Source organism: Mycoplasma enhydrae (assembly GCF_025779955.1).
GTDB lineage: Bacteria > Bacillota_I > Bacilli_A > Mycoplasmatales > Metamycoplasmataceae > Metamycoplasma > Metamycoplasma enhydrae.
In genome coordinates, this window is record NZ_JAOXHI010000006.1 from 1 (window position 1) to 18,341 (window position 18,341).

The window sequence follows — 18,341 nt, forward strand, 5'->3', positions numbered from 1 at the left end:
AGCTAATTACTGACTTTATAAATTACTATAATAATATTAGAATACAAATTAAACTAAAAAACCTCTCTCCGTGTCATTACATGAGAAAGGTTTAATTGATTTGTCCACTAATAGGGGACATGTTTAACTATAGAATTCTATTAATTACTTCATTTCTAATAATTTTAAATTTTTATTTTCCTTTGAAGATTATTTTCCTCAAAAAAATAATTCTTTATAAAGACATTAATAATTACAAATTTTTAAAATATTTGGTTACTTATTTTTATGTTTCATTTCAATATTCATACATAAAAGAAATAAGAAAAAGTATTCTTGAATCAAAAATTGATAAAAGTACTGAACCAAAAATTTTACATATTGCTAAATATTTTGATTATTACAATATATTGGATTATAAATTGACATTATTACATTTTGAAAAAAATAATATACCAATAAATAAATATACCGTTTTGACATACCTAATAAAACAATATAAATTTGATAAAAATTTTGAGGCTTTAAACGTCTTTCTTTCAATAAACAAGTTGAAAAAATCTGAATTAACAAGTATTTTAAAAAATAATAAATTATCAACTTTTTCAATTGCTGAAACAAAAATGGAATATATTTTTTCAATGATGAAAGTCTGTTCTGAAATGAAAGAAAAATCAAAAAAGAATGCCAGGTTTGATGTTATTATTTCAAATGTATTTTCAATTATAAGTCAGCCTCTTTATTACATGATTACAATAATTTATATTTTCTTGTTTATGATTAGATCCTCGAGTCAATTTGTGCGACTCGATGGAACAGAATATGGACCAACTTATATTATTTATCAATATATAATTTTTAAACTTATTTGATTGTCATTAATAATAATTTCAGCAATTGCTTTTTTCATAGTTTTAAAACATTGACAAATGGATAAAAAAACTAAAACAATTTATATGTCTACTTTCATAACACTGCTGTTATTCAATTTGGTCATAACAACATTATTTTGAGTTACATATAATTTAAATTTAAGCAGTAACGTAGAAGCCATATTGACTTTTTTGAGTTTGTTTTGAATTTTGATAATATCTGTCCCTTTTGCTTTTTATTTAAACGCACTAATAAGAATAAATGTTGATTGATATCAAAATTACTACAATATTGAATCAAAAAAATAGGTCAAAATGCAGAGCTTGAGCCAATTAAGCTTTGCATTTTTTTAGTTAAACAAAGGTGCTATTAATTAGTAGATTAGAACTATATTTTGACAATATATAATATAATTTTTTTATGTCAAAAATAAAATTGGTTTTGGCTGGTACAGCCTCTTTTTCTAAAACAATTTTTGAATCACTAATTGAAGATTCAAGATTTGAAGTATGTGCCTTGATAAGCCAACCTAATAAAAAATTATCTCGAGATAAAAAAATCATTGAAACTGAAGTAGCTTCTTTAGCTAAAAAATATAATATTCAATTGTTTCAACCTAATAAAATTAATGAAATTTATGAAGATCTAAAAAATATGCGCTTTGATTTTTTTATAACCGCTAGTTTTGGTCAGTTTGTACCAAATAATATTTTAGAACTAGCTAAAAATTCAAGTCTTAATGTTCATGGTAGTTTATTAGAAAAATATCGAGGGGCAGCACCAATTCAGCATGCTTTATTAAACAATGAAGCTAAAACCGGAATTTCATTAATTTATATGATTAATAAAATGGACGCTGGAGATATTCTTTTTTCACAACAGATTGAAATAAAAAAACATGATACAGCTTTGGAAATATTTGATAAATTAGCACAATTAGCATCTTTAAATCTTGGTAATTGATTAATCAAAATTTATAATGGTGATTTTAAAGCAAAGAAACAAAATGAAGATTTGGTTACTTTTGCACCTAAAATAAAAAATGAAGATGCTGAATTATTTTTAAATGATTCAAAAGAAAAAGCCTTGGCAAAAATTAGAGCATTCAATGACCAACCTGGAGCTTTTATATTTTTTCAAAATAAACGTCTAAAAATTTTTAGAGCTTCAATTGAAAAAATTAGCAGTCCTATATCAATTGATTTTAGTAATGGAAAACTTTATTTAATCGAATATCAATTCGAAGGCAAAAAAAGAGTTAAACATGAATTTTAATTTTCAAGAATTTTTAAAACAAGAAAGTCAAAAAGATTATTTTAAGACTTTATCAAACAAGTTAAAAACTATAGGCTACAACAAAATTTTTCCAAAACAAGAAGAAATTTTTTCGGCTTATGAAAATTTTGATTTTGATAACTTAAAAGTAATTATTATCGGTCAAGACCCTTATCCAACAAAAGGAGTTGCAAATGGTCTGGCATTTTCTACAAATAGAACTAACACTAAAACTCCAGCTTCATTAAAAAATATTTTTAAAGAAATTAAAAATTCATATCCTAAATCATTATTTTTAGTAAACGATTTAAGCTATTGAAAAAGCCAAGGTGTTTTATTGATTAATAACATTCTAACTGTAGAAGAATCAAAACCTTTAGCACATAAGAATTTTGGTTGAGAAATATTCAATCATAATTTCTTAAAAACTATAAGTGATATTGAAAAAAACATTATATTTTTGATAATGGGTGAATATGCTAATAGTGTTATAAAAAATATTGATTTGTCTAATCATATAGTATTTAAAACTTCTCATCCTTCTCCTTTAAGTTGCAGCCGAAACTTTTTAAACACTAATGTATTTTTAAAGATAAATGAAAAACTTAAAAAGTTAAATAAGAAAGAAATTGATTGAAATACTAAATAATCGTTTATTACAAGTGTTCTTTCAAAAACAAAGAATTATTACCTAAGTTTATTTGAATTGCAATATCAGGCAAATTACAAAATTGTGCTTGGTATTTTTAATTATTTTTAAGGTTTTTTTGATTTTGTTTAAAGCTAAAAAATTAAAGTTTCTATAAATTATAATTAAAGATTATAATAATAACAATTACAAAATAAAGAAAGGACCATATGAGTATAAAATATAATAATGTTCGTGATAAAAATATGCTTTTAAGAGCAGCATTTGAAACTAAAGAAATGTGTTCAAGTGTTGCTAAAAAAGATAATTTTATAACCGAATATTTTGATAAAAATGAAGCTTATATTTTTATATCAAAAGAAATAAAAAATTACTATCATTTTTTAAAAGTTGTTGATTCAATAATATTATCAAAAAGAAGAAGTTATCAAATTGACATTGTTTCATTTGCTAATGAAAATATTTCAATTGAAGAAGTGCTAAGAGCATTTATAACAAGATTAACTTTTCATGAAGCTAAATTATTTAGTTTAAAAGACCAAAAAAAATCAACTAAAAAAGATAAGGAAGAAAAAGTAGAAATATCTCTATTTTTAGAAGATAAAAGTTACACAAAATTTGTTAAAAAATTAACAGTGATTTCAGAATGCGTTTCAAAAGCGCGTGATCTTCAAATTACTCCACCAAATATTGCTACAAGTGAATGAATTGCAAAAGAAATTAAAAAAGATTTTGCTGAAGTTAATGGTTTAAGTGTTAATGTATTAAATAAATCTGAGATCGAAAAATTAGGAATGGGTTTATTATTAGCAGTTAATGCTGGCTCTTCACACCAACCTAGAGTTGTTGTTATTCAATATAATGGAAATCCAAAAAGCAAAGAAAAATTTGTTTATGTAGGTAAGGGTATTACGTTTGATACTGGAGGTTATAACACCAAAGGATATCACATGGATGGTATGAAATTTGATATGTCAGGTTCTGCTATCGTGGCATATGCAATTAAAGCAATAGCACAATTAGAAATTAAAGCTAATGTGGCAGCAGTAATGATGTTAACTGACAACGCAATCGATACACATGCAACAGTTCCTGAATCAGTTGTGAAATCTATGAGTGGAAAAACTGTAGAAATTACCGACACTGATGCTGAAGGTCGTTTAGTATTAGGTGATGGTCTATATTATGGTGCTAAAAAATTAAATGCAACTTTATTGGTTGATGTAGCTACCTTAACAGGTGCTATGGTTAGAGCATTAGGTGAAACTTATTCTGGAATTTTTGCAACTAAAGATGAAAGATGAGAAATTTTCAAAGAAGCAGCTTGTGTTGCTCATGAAAAAGTATGAAGATTACCTTTACATGAAAACTTTCACAAAACAAACAAAGATTCTTTAGTAGCTGATTTAAAAAATTACAATTCAGCTGCTAAAGCTGATTCTAATGCAGCTGCAATGTTTTTAAAAGAATTTACAAATGATGTTGATTTTATTCACTGTGATGTTGCTGGTACTGCAGATAAAAAAGGTATGGGTTTAGGTATATTAGTGTCAACTTTAGTAGAATTAGCAGAAAGACAAAAATAGAAAGGAAACATTATGGAATTAATTAAACAACTTGAAACAAGACGTAATGCTTCAACTTTACTAAAAGCTATTTTTAAGGAAGATAAATTACCACTAAACCTAGTTCAAAAACAAAATGCAATTACCGAGTATATCTCAGAAAATGTAGCTTATGTGTACATGGGTAAAAAAGAAGACATCAAATATGATTCTATTTATGATTTAGCTATAAATTTAGGTCTAAATGCTGCTCGTGATTACCAAATCGACCTAGAATCTTTTGCAGTTGAAAAGAAAATTTGTATCTACAGTGTTACAGATGCTTTTACAAAAGGTATTAACTTTTCAGCAGCTAAATTATTTAACAAAAAAACTGTATACAAAAAAGAAAACAAAAATCAATTATCTTTATACATAAAAGAAACAAACAAAGAATTAATTAACACTTTTGAAAAAGCAAAAATATTAGTAGAAGCTCAAAACTGAGCAAGAAACTTAGGTTTAACACCTCCTAACGAACTAAACTCTGAACAATTAGCAGAAATAACTGAAAAAGAACTAAGACAATACAAAAACCTTTCAATTAATGTTTTAACAAAAAAAGAAATTGAAAAATTAGGAATGGGACTTCTACTTTCAGTTAATAGAGGTTCAACATTTGAACCTAGAGTTGTAGTAATTGAATACACTGGAAATAAAGCATCAAAAGAAAAAACAGTTTTAATTGGTAAGGGTATTACATTTGACTCTGGCGGATATAACATTAAAACTGGCAGATACATGAATGGAATGAAATATGACATGAGTGGTTCTGCAGTAGTTGCTGCAGTAATGAAAGTTGTTGCTCAACTTAAACCTAACACAAATGTATCTGCTGTAATGTGTATTACAGATAATAGAGTTAATGGAGATGCATCATTACCTGATTCAGTTTGAACTTCAATGAGCGGAAAAACTGTAGAAGTAAACAACACCGATGCTGAGGGTCGTCTAGTAATGGCCGATGGTTTATATTATGGAGCAACTCATTTAAATGCTACTAGATTAATTGATGTGGCTACATTAACAGGTGCTATGATTATGGCTTTAGGTGATACATACACAGGTGTATGATCAACAAGCGATAAAGGATGACAAGATGTTAAAAGTGCAGCTAAAATTCAAAATGAATTAGTTTGAAGAATGCCTTTAGATGATGAGTATCTAGAATACATGAAAGGTTCATTAGTTGCTGATTTAAAAAACACTGATTTTACAGGAAAAGCTGGTTCTTCATCTGCCGCAATGTTTTTAAAAGAATTTACAAATGGTGTTGAACATATACACTTTGATATTGCAGGAACATGTGATGTTGATGAACAACCTATGTTTGCAATGGTTAAGACAATTTCCGAATTAGTTTTAAAATAATTTTAAAGTCGCCTTTGAGTTTAACGAGGTGACTTTTTATTTTTTGGTACAATTTTGTTATGAAAGAACATGAAGAAATTTTAGAAAATGAAGATTTGGTTATACAAATAACCAATTTTTCCAAGAAATTTAAGAAATTTGAAGCTATTAAAGACATCAGTTTTAATATTGAACGAGGTAGCATTCATGGTTTCATTGGACCTAATGGTTCAGGTAAGACAACAACTATAAAATCTATTATTGGAGCATATAGATCAAAGCCTGGTCAAATTAAAATTTTAAATTGGAAGCCAGGAAGTGAAAAGGCAAACCGATTAATTGGTTATATACCTGAAAAAGCAAGTTTTCCTAAACACCTAAACACAATTGAATATTTAACAACAATGGCAACTTTTAGTGGTATTAAACTAAAAGAGGCTAAAATCAAAGCATTAGAAATACTAAAAAGTATTGGACTAGAAGAACATAAAAAAAGAAATCCTAATGATTTTTCTAGTGGAATGAAGAAAAAAATATTGTTGGCTCAGGCGCTAATTATTAATCCAACTATCTTAATATTAGATGAACCTGCTGCCAACTTGGATCCTGTAGCTAGAAAAGAACTATTTGATAATTTAGTAGAACTACGAAAACAAGGTAAATCTATTTTTATCTCATCACACATCCTTAGTGAATTAGAAAGAATAATTGATAGTGCAACTTTTATACATAATGGAAAAATACTATTTTCAGGAAGAATAGATGATGTATCTAAAAATAAAAATCACTTATATATAAAAACTTCTAATAATCGCAAAACTAAATCTTTAATAAAAACTGAACTAAACATTGAAGTTGAAGGTGACTTAAAATCAGAATTAATAATTAAAAATGTTAATGAAGAAGTTAAGAAAAACATTATCAAATTGATTATGGAAAATAAAATAACATTACATTCATTAAGACACAATGACCTACAATCGTTTTATGATAGTTTATTAGAAAATAATAGAAAGGAACAAGATGTCAGTGATATATAGAGATCAGATGATCAAATATTTAAAGTCTATATCTACATGAGTTACGACAGCTGTAGGTATTTTAATCATTGGACTTCTTGCGGCTTTAATACCTAATTTAGCTATCAAAGTGAATAGTCCTAATGCAGAAATAAAATACTTAAATGCAGTCAGTTTCATTCCTTCAGTTATATTGTCATACCTAACAGGTTTTGTGACAATATATTCAGGAATTAAAGCTTCTTCCATGTGTAAGGATGAAATTGAAAATGGAAGTTTTCTTTCAATATTAGCTAAGCCTATATCAAGAACCAAAATTATAGTTAGCAAATGATTCGCTTTACTAACCATTATTATCCTTCACTTATTTTTATTAATTTTAAGTTACATAATTTTTATATATGCTACTGATGTTGGAAAAAATTTTAAACCACAACTTGAAATTATCAATAAAAAAACATTAACTGATAATGTATGAAGAGACGGTGGAGAAATATTTGGAATTTTAATTCTTTTATCTTTACTTTTTAGTTCAATTACACTTTTAATTACAACTAAAGCTTCTCTTTCAGCTTCGATAGCTGCTACTGTATTTATTGGGGTAATCATTCCAGTTAGTTCTGTTTTTGGTTCATTTACTCAAAAAGAAACATACAGAAAAATAAACGGTAGATATTTAGATAATATTAAATTACTTATTTCAACAACTAATAAACAACTTGAAAAGGAAAATATAAGTTTTGACAAAAATTCTGAAATTTTTAGCACATTTAAAAATTTAGATGAAGCCATTAATGAATACAAAATTATTGAAAAGAAACATTTAAAAGATAATCTGGCAGAAGTAGGCTTTTTTACAAATGAAAAAAATCCTTTCCATTTTACTAAATTCTTAGACCTTAATTATCAAAATAAAGTTTTAATAAGTGCTTCTCATTCTGGAGAGACATTTGGAGCATCATCTGTCATCGACAATTTTAGAGAAGCATTTGAAGTAAAAAATTATTATTATAAACCTATGCAAGATGATAGTTTATACAAATCCCGTGACCTAGAAATTACTGAAAAAGATAAAGTTTTCAAAGAAAAATTGATTACTAGTCTTAAAGATTTGGAAGGTGTTAGAGATAGTGGTTTTAAATTACTATACAATGTAATTAATGAATTCAAAAAACAAATTGATAAAGTTCCAGGAACTGCAAGTTTAGTAAAATTAAATTTTGAAAGAAAAGACTTATTATTAATAGCTGCAATTATTGAAACATACAAAAATTTGGCAACTAATGCTGCTTTAACAACTGCTTTAGGCAATATTAAAAATAGTGCTAAAACTGATAATATTATTTCTTTAGATAATTTCTTACCTGTGGTATCAGTATTTATTGAAAGTTATAATACTAAAACAAAAAATTTAAATCAATATTTAAAGAACGTTCATGAAAATAATGAATTAGATTCAACTGCTATATTTTTAATTCTATTAAATAACGTTTTTAAAAATAATAAAAACTTGCTAAATGAACTAGAGAAACGAAAAAAAGATAAAAAAATTAAAGTTGATCAAAATATGATTAAAGGTTTATTTAGTGCATATTACAATTTAGAATCACCAATCGCAGGAATTTTATTTAATGATTTTGCTATTGAAGCTATCACTAAAACTTACAAAATTAATAGTGAAAAGCATTCATTTGGCAAAAAAATTGGTGATTTTGAAATAACAGCTAAAGATAGTGAAGCCTTAGATAAAGTTTATTCTTTATATAAAGCTAAAAATCATCACTTAACAAAATTAACAAGAGTCCCATATATGGACAGAAGAGCTAATATAGCATTTTATTCATTGTTAACAATAATTTTAACATTTACAAGTGTCTATATACTAACTAAACAAGATTTTAGATAAAAGTCTTAACTAGCCTTAAAGGGCTAGTTTTTTTATAAAAAGTATATAATTTCTTATAATTCAAATTTGAAGGGTGGTGATAGCAAATGATTTTAAATTTTTTTCAAAAAATAAATCGAGATATTAAAATGAAATCCTATCGATTTTCAATTTTTGAAATTTCATTATTTGGCTTATTATTAGCACTTTATATGATTGCTGCAGTAGCTGAAAAATATATTTTTGTGGGGGCGTTCAGAATTAGTATCACTTATGCCTTATTTGTTATATTTGGACTAGCCTTAGGACCATGAAGGGGCGCGTTTTTAGGTATCTTATCAGATACTCTTAATCAAGTTATATTTGGTGTAAGCACATGAATGATTGAATATGCAATTATACCTGTGGCTATAGCATTTTTATCAGGTTTTATCTTTGTAATCCTAACCAAAAAAGATAAGTTTACTTGAATATTTGGTTTATTATTTTTAAGCATTTTGACAGTTATTTTTGTTAGTGTAATGGCTACGCAATATGATTCATTACCAATTGGTGAAACTTCCATAAAGCGTTCTAAAAAGTTTACAACAGCAGCTATTTTAGCTATTGGTTCAATTGGTATATTATTAATGTGAATTAGTTCAGTAACATTCTTATGTTTATACTTAAAAACTAGAAATGTTAAAACTAAATTCTCAACCCAATTACTATTTAGTATTTTATTAACTGTATTTGTAATTTTAATTTTAACTAGATGATTGTGAGGACCTTTTGCTTATATAAATTATTACAATCGTTTTAGAGGTGGAAATTGAACATATTCTCAATACTATTTCTTTTTTATGATTCCTATTATTTTTAAGAGTTTAATTGAAATTCCAATTTATACTTTAATCATTTTTGCTATTTATCCAGTCATTGTTTTAATTAGACAAAAAGTTGCATTCGCTTCAAAAAAAGAAAGTGCATATTAAAAAATGGAACTTACTAGTTTTTATTAGTAAGTCCATATTTTTTATTCTTCTTCGTTTTGAATATCTAAATCATCTTCGATTGATTCTAAATTATATTCTTTAGTAATTTCTTCAAACTCAGTTGGAGTAAGTTCACGGTCTTCTTTTTCTTCTGATTCATCATTAATTTTAGCTACACCAACAATTGAAGCGGTTCTCTTTTTTAAATTAACAAGTTTAACACCTTTAGTGTTTCTTCCTGTTATATTAACTTGACTTAATGAAAATCTAATTGTTAAACCATCATCAGTAATAATAATTAAGCTTTCATTACCCTTTACTACTCCTGAATAAGCTAGTTCACCAGCTTTAGATTCATTAAGTGCAATAACACCACGAGAATTTCTTCTTGTTTTTCTAAAATCAGTTGCAAGTGATAATTTACCAAACCCATTAGCACCTAAGCTAAACATATATTTACCTTCAGCTGAAGTTGACACTGACACAACACGATCATTGTCATTTAGTTTAATTCCAATTACACCCGAAGCTCTTCTGCTTTGAGCTGTAATGTCTGAAATATCAAATCTACATACTTTAGAATTATTGGCTGCGATATATATTTCTTCATCATTGGTTGCAACTAATGCATCCACTAATGAATCGTTTTCTTTTAGACCAAAAGCAAATTTACCATTTCTATTAATTGATTTATATTGGTTAAGTTTTGTTTTCTTAACAATGCCATTTTTAGTTACAGTTAATAAATATTTATCTTGATCATATTCATCATCGTCAATACTTAGGATTTTAATTATTTTTTCATCTTTTTCTATTGAACTAATGATATTTACAATTGGAACACCTTTTGATTGTTTTGTTCCAATTGGAATTTCATATCCTCTAACTCTATATACTCTTGCATTTGAACTAAAAATTAATAAATCAGTATGAGTATTAGCTACAAGAATATCTTGAATATCATCGTCTTGATAGGTTTTAGCTGTAGAAACTCCAATTCCACCACGTGATTGTTCTTTATATTCGTTTATATCAAGTCTTTTTAAATAACCCTTTGAAGTAATTGTAATTACGACATCTTTTTTTGGTATTAAATCTTCATTATCAATATCTGACATTTCATCTCAGTTGATTTCTGATCTTCGTTTATCACCAAAAGTAGCTTTTATTTCTTGAAGTTCGCTAATAATTAAGTCAATTAAAGCATCTTTATTGCCTAATATTCTTCTATATTCTGCTATTCTTTTATTAACTTCTTCTAATTCATCATTCATTTTTTCAATTGCTAAACCAGTTAGTCTACCTAATCTCATATCAACAATTGCTTTAGTTTGAATTTCAGTTAATTTAAATTCTTTTCCAAGTGTTGCTTGAGCTTCAGCATCTGTTTTTGAACTCTTAATAATAGCAATTACACGATCAATATTTTCGACACAAATTTTTAGACCTTCTAATATATGAGCACGAGCTAAGTCTTTGTCTAAATCAAATTGTAATCTTCTTGTAACAACATTAATTTGGTGTTTTAAATAAACTTCTAGCGCTGTTTTTAAATTTAGTCTTTGCGGCTCATTATTTACAAGGGCAACCATATTAAACGAAAATCTAGTTTGAAATTCTGTTAATTTAAAAATCTTATTTAATATAACTTCAGGAACGTATGTCTTTTTAACTTCAATAACAACTCTAATACCATCACGGTTAGATTCGTCTCTAAAGTCTGAAATTCCTTCAATTTTCTTATCTTTTACTAGATTACTTACACTTTCAATTAAGGTTGATTTATTTTTACCATAAGGTATTTCTGTAATTATTATTCTAGACTTGCCATTGCTTAATTCTTGAATATTTGCTTTTGATCTAATCGTTACTCTACCAGAACCGGTTTCATAAGCTTTAATTAGACCTTCTTTGTCAAAAATTGTTCCACCAGTAGGAAAATCTGGTGCTTGAACATATTCCATTAATTCAGCTATTGTAATATCAGGATTTTTAGCCAAAGCACAAACCCCATCAATAACTTCACCTAAATTGTGAGGTGGTATACTAGTTGCCATACCAACTGCAATACCAACAGAACCAGAAACTAAAAGGTTAGGAAATCTTGATGGTAAAACAACAGGTTCTTTTTCAGTTCCATCATAGTTATCAATAAAATCGACTGTATCTTTTTTAATACCATCTACCATTGCTCCCGCAATTTTTGACATTCTAGCCTCTGTATAACGCATTGCAGCAGCAGAATCCCCATCTATTGACCCAAAGTTACCATGTCCGTCAATTAGTGGGTAACGTAATGAAAAATCTTGTGCCATTCTAACCATAGCTTCATAAACTGAACTATCACCATGTGGGTGATACTTACCTAAAACATCCCCAACTATACGAGCTGATTTTTTATGTTGCACATTGTGAAACATTCCTAGTTCACTCATGCCATATAATATTCTTCTATGTACAGGTTTAAGTCCATCACGCGCATCTGGAAGAGCACGTGCAACTATTACGCTCATTGCATATTCTAAAAATGAGCCCTTCATAACTGTGGCAAGATCAGCTGGTTTTAAACCGTTTTTTTCACTGTCTAATACTTGGTTTTCAAGAATGTAACCTTCTTTTTCTTGGGGTATATCTTCATCGTCGTCATCTTCTTCAACAATTACAGTTGATTCATCATTAAAAACTCTGTTGATTTCTTCGTCCACTTGATAATAAATACTATCATCGTCACTAGTATTTTTATCTTCAATTTCCTTGTCTAGTTCCTTGTCTTTTTCGTCATCGAAAAGCATAAAGCCTCCTAAAAATAATATATTACAAAAGTAATATATTAATTATAGCAAAAAATTGTTTAACTCTACATTAAACATTTATACATTTTTTTAAAAAATAATCTGATTTCGAAAAGAAAAATAATAATTAAAATCTAAAAGCTATAAAATAAATATTTTTACCTTCATTCTTAAATTTTAGTTCATAATCTGTAAAAAAATTCTCATTTAAATAGTTAGAATTATGAAAATCATTTGTGTGAAATAAAATTTCAGCTCCAAAGTTTTGAATTTCTTCTAAAGCAAAATCATATAGTATTTGATTATCACTTTTAAAATAAACTAATCCATCAGTCGACAATATTTTTTGATATTGTTTTAAAAAATCTCTATAAACTAACCGTCTTTTGTAATGTCTTTTTTTGGGTCAAGGATCAGAAAAGGTTAATCATATTGTTTTGATTTTTCCATCAAAAATACTCTCTAAATTGATAGCATCAGCAACTATAATTTTCATATTAGATATTTCTCTTTCATTTATTTTTTTAAGTGCCAAAAGAGCTGGAGTTGAATACTTTTCAATTCCAATATAATTATTTCCAGGATGCGATTGGGCCATTTCAGATAACATTTTTCCTTTTCCCATACCAATTTCTAAAATGGTGTTTTTGGAAACTTTGTAAGGAAAATCATTAATGAAAAATTCGCTTTTTTTCAAAATATCAAGGGCGTTTTTATTATGTCTAAGTCTCATAACTAATAATTTTATATTACTTAGCAATTTAAATACAATTAATTTTAATGATTATTAACGATGCCGCGGCTTTAGTTTATAATTAAATTAGTAATTAATTAAAAAAAGCAATTAATTGATTATTAAAAGTAATTTATTTATTTAAATATATGGAGAAACATGAATTCCGATAAACCAATTAGAAGTTTTCATGATTTAATTGAACAAGAGTCATTAGAAAAAAAGGAAACCCGAAAGCCGCGTAAATTATTTGAGATGGGTCAAATAACGGCCATTCAGGCTTTCAAATATGATGGCACATTATATCGACAATATGAAGGTTGCAAGATTGTTGCCAACTTGGATGATTTTGTTGTTGCGTTATTAATGAAAACAAAAGTGCAAGAAACCGATTTAAATTGGGTAGTATCTACACCAATGTTATTTTTCTTTGCTAAAAATAAGTTTTATAATGCTTCTATTACACTTTATCCTAATAATCAAAATCACATTTATGTGAATTTAGCTAGTCCTTTTTATATTGATAATGGAACCATTAAATACATAGATTTTGATTTAGATATAAAGTGTTATTCAGATGGAGATTTTAATGTTATAGATTGACCTGATTTCAAGAATTCAATTGAGGCCTATAATTATCCCTTGAAATTAATATATAGAATTTATACTGAACTTGATTTTTTAGAAGAACAATGAAGACTAAAACGTGGTATTTTTTCTAAAAAACTTATTCAAGATCTTAAGGATATGCTAATTAATTTAGGAGATATATAATTGAAATAAAAACCTCACGAGTGTGTGAGGTTTATTATTATAATAAAATTTCAATTTCGCCTGATTCTGAAGATATGATTGGGTCTGCACCCTTATTATAAATAGCAAATTTATAAATTAAAACTAATGTTTTTTCTGGACCGTTGACTTTAATTTTGTAACTTATTTGTGAATTAATTGAGGTTTGTCCTTTACTATTTTTGTATGTAGGTTTAGTAGGGTGCGCTAATTGAACTTGGTGTCCATTAACAACTAGTAATTCAGGTTTTGAAGGTGATATAATTTTGTGACCTGCAGGAAGGTTTTTTCAATCTGGTCTTTTATCTTTTTCAGTAATTACAATTGAATGGTCTTTGTAATCATATCATAAACTGATTTCTCACTTTTCAAGACGTTCAATAAGTTTTTTATAGCGAGCAGCTTCGATTCTATTAAAATCAAATATCTTTTCTTTTGATAATTTGGTTTTTAAATCAGCAAAATTTACATCTCAAACTTCGATTTCAGCACTCTTAATTTTAGTTTCTAGTTCTGTTTTTAAGGCTTTTAATTCTTCAAGTGTTTTTTTGGTTTTTAGTTGTTCTTTAGCTCAAGTAACTATACTTTTAAATTTTGCTTTTAAAGCTGGACTTATTTTTGCATCAGTATCTTTTTTTTCAAGTGAACTTATAATATTGCTTACTTCTTTTAGTTTTGCTTCAGGAGTTTCAGTTTCTTTATCCCCAGGTTTATCTTCGGGTTTATCCTCTGGTTTTTTTTCTGGAGTTTTTGGTTTTTTGATTTCTTCAATTTTTTTAATTAATTCTTCTCTGATTTTTTTAATATCTTCATCAGTTTTAGCGGCTTTTTGTTTAGTTTCAGCTTCTGTAATAGCTTCATTAATTTTTAAAACTTGTTCAGCACTTAGTTTTTTATCAGCATTTTTAGCTAAATTTTTAGCGTTTGTAATTTCTGTAGCTAATTTTTTAGGTTCTGATTCTTGACATGAAGCAGAAATGAGTGGTGTCGCAATTGCTGCTACACTAGCTATTGGTAATAAAAATTTTAAACTTTTTTTCATATTTTTTTCCTCACAATATATTTTATATATAACACCAATTATATAACATTAATTTCTTAAACGTGTCTATGTTGGTCTATTTAATAATTAAAAAGATTAAATTTAAGACTTTTAAGGGTATTAAAAAACTTATGCTACTAAAAGCATAAGTATATTTAAATTATTTAGTTTCAGGTTCATCTTCTTGTTTAGAATCAATATCGTGTTTCTTTAATTCTTTATCTAGATCATTTTTATATTTGTCTTTTGAAATTTGTTTTTGACCAGATACTTCATTAAATAAGGTTTCAAAATCTTGTTTTGAATATTCTTCTTTTAGAGTTTCTTTGGTTTTGGTTATCGCTTCTGGAAGTTTCATATTTTTAGCAATATATTCAATTTCTTCAGCAACAATTGTTTCTCTAATAATTAAAGCATCTTTAATTAATTCTAGTAATTCACGATTTTCTGAAATTATTTTATGTGCATTTTTTTCTGCAGTTAAAATAATTTTTCTAATTTCTTCATCAATTTCTTGACCTACTTTGCTTGAAAATGATGCGTTTTTCATATAATCACGACCTAAGAATGGGTTTGAAGAATCTTCTTCATACTTAATTGGACCTAAGTCTGATAAACCTCATTCGGTTACCATTCTTCTAGCAATTGTTGTAGCTTTAGCAATGTCATCACTTGCACCAGTAGAAACATTATCTTTACCATAAATAATGGCTTCAGCTACTCTACCGCCCATGAATGATGTTATTATTGCAATTAATTCTGATTTAGAACGATTGTATTTTTCTTCTTCAGGCATCATTAAGTTATAACCACCTGCTTGACCACGAGGGATAATGGTAATTTTTTGAACTTTATTACCACCTTTTAGTTTTAAACCAACAACAGCATGCCCGGCTTCATGATATGCTACAGCTATATTTTCTTTTTCAGAAATTGTTCTTGATTTCTTAGCAGGTCCTGACATTACACGGTCAATTGCTTCATCAATTTGTTCAATAGTTATAAACTTAGTGTTTTCTCTAACACTTAATAATGAAGCTTCATTGATTACGTTTTCAAGTTGAGCACCTGAAAAACCAGGAGTTCTTCTTGCCACTTGTGAGAAGTTAATTTTAGGATCAATTTGTTTTCCACGTGAATGTAATTTTAAAATTGATTCTCTTTCTTTTATATCAGGTAAGCCAACAGTGATAATTCTATCAAAACGACCTGGTCTTAATAAAGCAGGATCTAAAACGTCAGTTCTGTTTGTAGCTGCCATAATTAGAATTCCGCTATTTTCTTTAATTCCATCCATTTCAACTAATAGTTGATTTAAAGTTTGTTCTCTTTCATCGTTTCCTCCACCAATACCGGCTCCACGAGATCTTCCTACAGCATCTAATTCATCAATAAAGATAATGGCTGGAGAATTCTTTCTTGCTTCTTCAAACATTTCTCTAACACGTTTAGCACCTAAACCTACAAACATTTCAACAAAGTTAGAAGCAGAAATGAAATAAAATGGAACATTAGCTTCACCAGCAGTTGCTTTAGCTATTAAGGTTTTTCCTGTTCCGGGAGGGCCTCCTAGTAAAATTCCTTTTGGAATTCTAGCTCCAGCTGCATCATATTTTTTAGGATTTTTTAAATAATCCACTAATTCCATTACTTCTTCTTTTACTTCCTCATTTCCAGCAACGTCTGAAAACTTTTTGTTTGTATAAACTCTTTGAGCTATTGTTCGAGAACCAAAACCAGATATTTCACCACCTAGTCCTCTTTTTGTATACATTCTTAAGGTAAAAGTAATTGATAGTACTAAAACACCAATAAATATTACATTTAATGCAGGGCTAATAAATCTATTAAATATACCTGGTCTTGGGGCTGGTACAGAAGAAATTCTACCAACTGTTCCTATATCAGTGGCTGCACTAGTAATGATTGAAATATAATCAAGTCCTGCTACAGAAGTCCCATCTGCTCATTTTTTTATTGCTTCTGGTAGTTGTCTTTGTAATAAACCACTCACATTAACAGTAAAATCATATGAGGTTCTTGAAAAGTTTGATGCTCCCAATAAATCTCGCAAGACATTTGCGGGTGCTTGAATTGTGACTGAAATAGTATCAGAATATGGATTTTCAACCCAATTTGATATATATATGCCATCATTAGAACCTTTTAATGATTCTTTAACAACTTTTTCTAAAAAACTAAGGTCTTGATATCTAATTGATGCTGCTCTAATTTGATCCACAGCAATCATAATTAAAACAATTAGAGCCACAATACCAATAAATATTCCAACTATGGCAAAAGGCCCAAGTTTTTTACGTTCTTTTGGCTGATTTGTTTTGTTGTTCTTGTCCATGACTTAGTCTCCTTTCATGAGATTATATAGTTTATAAACTATACCAAAAAATTTAATAGTTAAATTATAAATAAAAAATTATGTTTCTTTAATTTTTAATATGCCGTCTTGCTTAATAAGCGAAATATTGTTTGATATCTTAAAAGATTTAAAATTTTTTTGTGATAAAACAAATACATGTAATGATTGAAGTTTTGCATAAGATATTTTTGCATTAGGTATATTCCTATGAACAAATTGAAACATAACCTCAGGACCACACATATGAATAAAGTGAAAATTTTCCTTCAATCATTTATAGGCAAATTGTTTTTTTTCTAGTTCTTCATATAATTCTTCTGCCACTGAAAATTTCACTAAATTTATCTGAGTTTCTATTCTAATTTTTTTATGGATCCTGTTTTTTTGGTCTAAACTCATTTTCTTTAATTTTAGTCTAATTTTGTTTCTAGTATATATAGGTTGTTCATTTGAAGAATCTATAGCATAAGGGACATTATTTTGGGTGCAAAATTTCTCAATTTCATCTTTAAATCATAAATTTACCATTGGCCTAAAAACTTTCATTCCATTAATATTAACTAATGAAGATATGCCAAAAATTCTTGGCTTTCGTTTGGTTTCTTTTTGAAATAAATAAGTTTCAATTGAATCATCTTTGTGGTGTGCTAATACTAAGTATTTAGCTTTGTATTTATCATACAATTTTTTATAAAAATCATATCTTTGTTCCCTGGCAATTTTTTGAAAATTACCTTCATATTTGTAGTCTTTATCAATAGATAAAATTTCATATTTAATGTTGTGTTGTTTACAAAAATCTTCAACTATTTGCTGATCTTTTCAAGAATCTTCTCTTTTGTTGTAATTAACTGTTGCCACCACTATATCTAAATCTTTCATTAAATATAGCATTCACATTGAATCGGGTCCACCACTAACGCCTAAAATAAATCTTGATTTTAAACCAATTCTTTTAACCATAAATTCATATTCAAATTTTTCATCTAAGCTCATA

The 18,341-nt window shown here is 27.4% G+C and carries 15 protein-coding genes; 10 read left to right on the plus strand and 5 right to left on the minus strand.

Annotation, left to right across the window (positions count from 1 at the left end; genetic code table 4):
• Window positions 1-17: 17 nt before the first annotated feature.
• The 9 genes from OF364_RS03070 to OF364_RS02065 all read left to right on the plus strand — a co-directional run bounded on the left by OF364_RS03070 (window position 18) and on the right by OF364_RS02065 (window position 9,608).
• Complete coding sequence (locus OF364_RS03070; protein ID WP_373422514.1) at window positions 18-95, plus strand: IS3 family transposase; 78 nt, start codon at window positions 18-20, stop codon at window positions 93-95.
• Window positions 96-119: 24 nt separating this feature from the next.
• Window positions 120-1,160: a hypothetical protein gene (locus tag OF364_RS02030; RefSeq protein ID WP_263774051.1), complete on the plus strand. Its 1,041-nt coding sequence runs from the start codon at window positions 120-122 to the stop codon at window positions 1,158-1,160.
• Between the two features lie 112 nt (window positions 1,161-1,272).
• Window positions 1,273-2,127 (plus strand): methionyl-tRNA formyltransferase, encoded by an 855-nt coding sequence (fmt, locus tag OF364_RS02035; RefSeq protein ID WP_205851142.1) that lies wholly within the window; start codon window positions 1,273-1,275, stop codon window positions 2,125-2,127.
• The gene (locus OF364_RS02040; RefSeq protein WP_263774052.1) at window positions 2,117-2,776 is read left to right on the plus strand and encodes a uracil-DNA glycosylase; all 660 of its coding nucleotides are present in this window, start codon (window positions 2,117-2,119) and stop codon (window positions 2,774-2,776) included. Before fmt ends, OF364_RS02040 begins: the two co-directional genes overlap by 11 nt.
• Before the next feature lie 209 nt (window positions 2,777-2,985).
• Complete coding sequence (locus OF364_RS02045; RefSeq protein ID WP_263774053.1) at window positions 2,986-4,362, plus strand: M17 family metallopeptidase; 1,377 nt, start codon at window positions 2,986-2,988, stop codon at window positions 4,360-4,362.
• A 12-nt stretch (window positions 4,363-4,374) separates the two neighbouring features.
• Window positions 4,375-5,751 (plus strand): M17 family metallopeptidase, encoded by a 1,377-nt coding sequence (locus tag OF364_RS02050; RefSeq protein ID WP_205851145.1) that lies wholly within the window; start codon window positions 4,375-4,377, stop codon window positions 5,749-5,751.
• Window positions 5,752-5,810: 59 nt separating this feature from the next.
• Entirely contained in the window at window positions 5,811-6,770 is a 960-nt protein-coding gene (locus OF364_RS02055; protein ID WP_263774054.1) for an ABC transporter ATP-binding protein, read from the plus strand.
• Between the two features lie 7 nt (window positions 6,771-6,777).
• On the plus strand, window positions 6,778-8,655 hold the full coding sequence (locus OF364_RS02060) for an ABC transporter permease (protein ID WP_263774055.1): 1,878 nt from the start codon (window positions 6,778-6,780) through the stop codon (window positions 8,653-8,655).
• 86 nt (window positions 8,656-8,741) lie between these two features.
• Entirely contained in the window at window positions 8,742-9,608 is an 867-nt protein-coding gene (locus OF364_RS02065) for an ECF transporter S component (RefSeq protein ID WP_263774056.1), read from the plus strand.
• A 41-nt stretch (window positions 9,609-9,649) separates the two neighbouring features.
• Here the strand turns inward: OF364_RS02065 and gyrA are convergent, their stop codons facing one another.
• Window positions 9,650-12,400 carry a DNA gyrase subunit A gene (gene gyrA / locus OF364_RS02070; RefSeq protein WP_263752633.1) on the minus strand — a complete coding sequence of 917 codons (2,751 nt, stop codon included), beginning with the start codon at window positions 12,398-12,400 and terminating at the stop codon, window positions 9,650-9,652.
• Window positions 12,401-12,527: 127 nt separating this feature from the next.
• The gene (gene trmB / locus OF364_RS02075) at window positions 12,528-13,133 is read right to left on the minus strand and encodes a tRNA (guanosine(46)-N7)-methyltransferase TrmB (protein WP_263774057.1); all 606 of its coding nucleotides are present in this window, start codon (window positions 13,131-13,133) and stop codon (window positions 12,528-12,530) included.
• Between the two features lie 159 nt (window positions 13,134-13,292).
• Between trmB and OF364_RS02080 the strand changes: the two genes are divergently transcribed.
• The gene (locus OF364_RS02080) at window positions 13,293-13,907 is read left to right on the plus strand and encodes a DUF402 domain-containing protein (protein ID WP_205851150.1); all 615 of its coding nucleotides are present in this window, start codon (window positions 13,293-13,295) and stop codon (window positions 13,905-13,907) included.
• 37 nt (window positions 13,908-13,944) lie between these two features.
• Here the strand turns inward: OF364_RS02080 and OF364_RS02085 are convergent, their stop codons facing one another.
• From OF364_RS02085 to tilS, 3 genes are all read right to left on the minus strand, one after another.
• Window positions 13,945-14,967, minus strand: coding sequence for a variable surface lipoprotein (locus OF364_RS02085; RefSeq protein WP_205851151.1), 1,023 nt, complete (start codon window positions 14,965-14,967; stop codon window positions 13,945-13,947).
• Between the two features lie 160 nt (window positions 14,968-15,127).
• The gene (gene ftsH / locus OF364_RS02090; RefSeq protein WP_205851152.1) at window positions 15,128-17,323 is read right to left on the minus strand and encodes an ATP-dependent zinc metalloprotease FtsH; all 2,196 of its coding nucleotides are present in this window, start codon (window positions 17,321-17,323) and stop codon (window positions 15,128-15,130) included.
• Between the two features lie 78 nt (window positions 17,324-17,401).
• Window positions 17,402-18,340 carry a tRNA lysidine(34) synthetase TilS gene (tilS, locus tag OF364_RS02095; RefSeq protein WP_263752643.1) on the minus strand — a complete coding sequence of 313 codons (939 nt, stop codon included), beginning with the start codon at window positions 18,338-18,340 and terminating at the stop codon, window positions 17,402-17,404.
• Window position 18,341 lies beyond the last annotated feature (1 nt).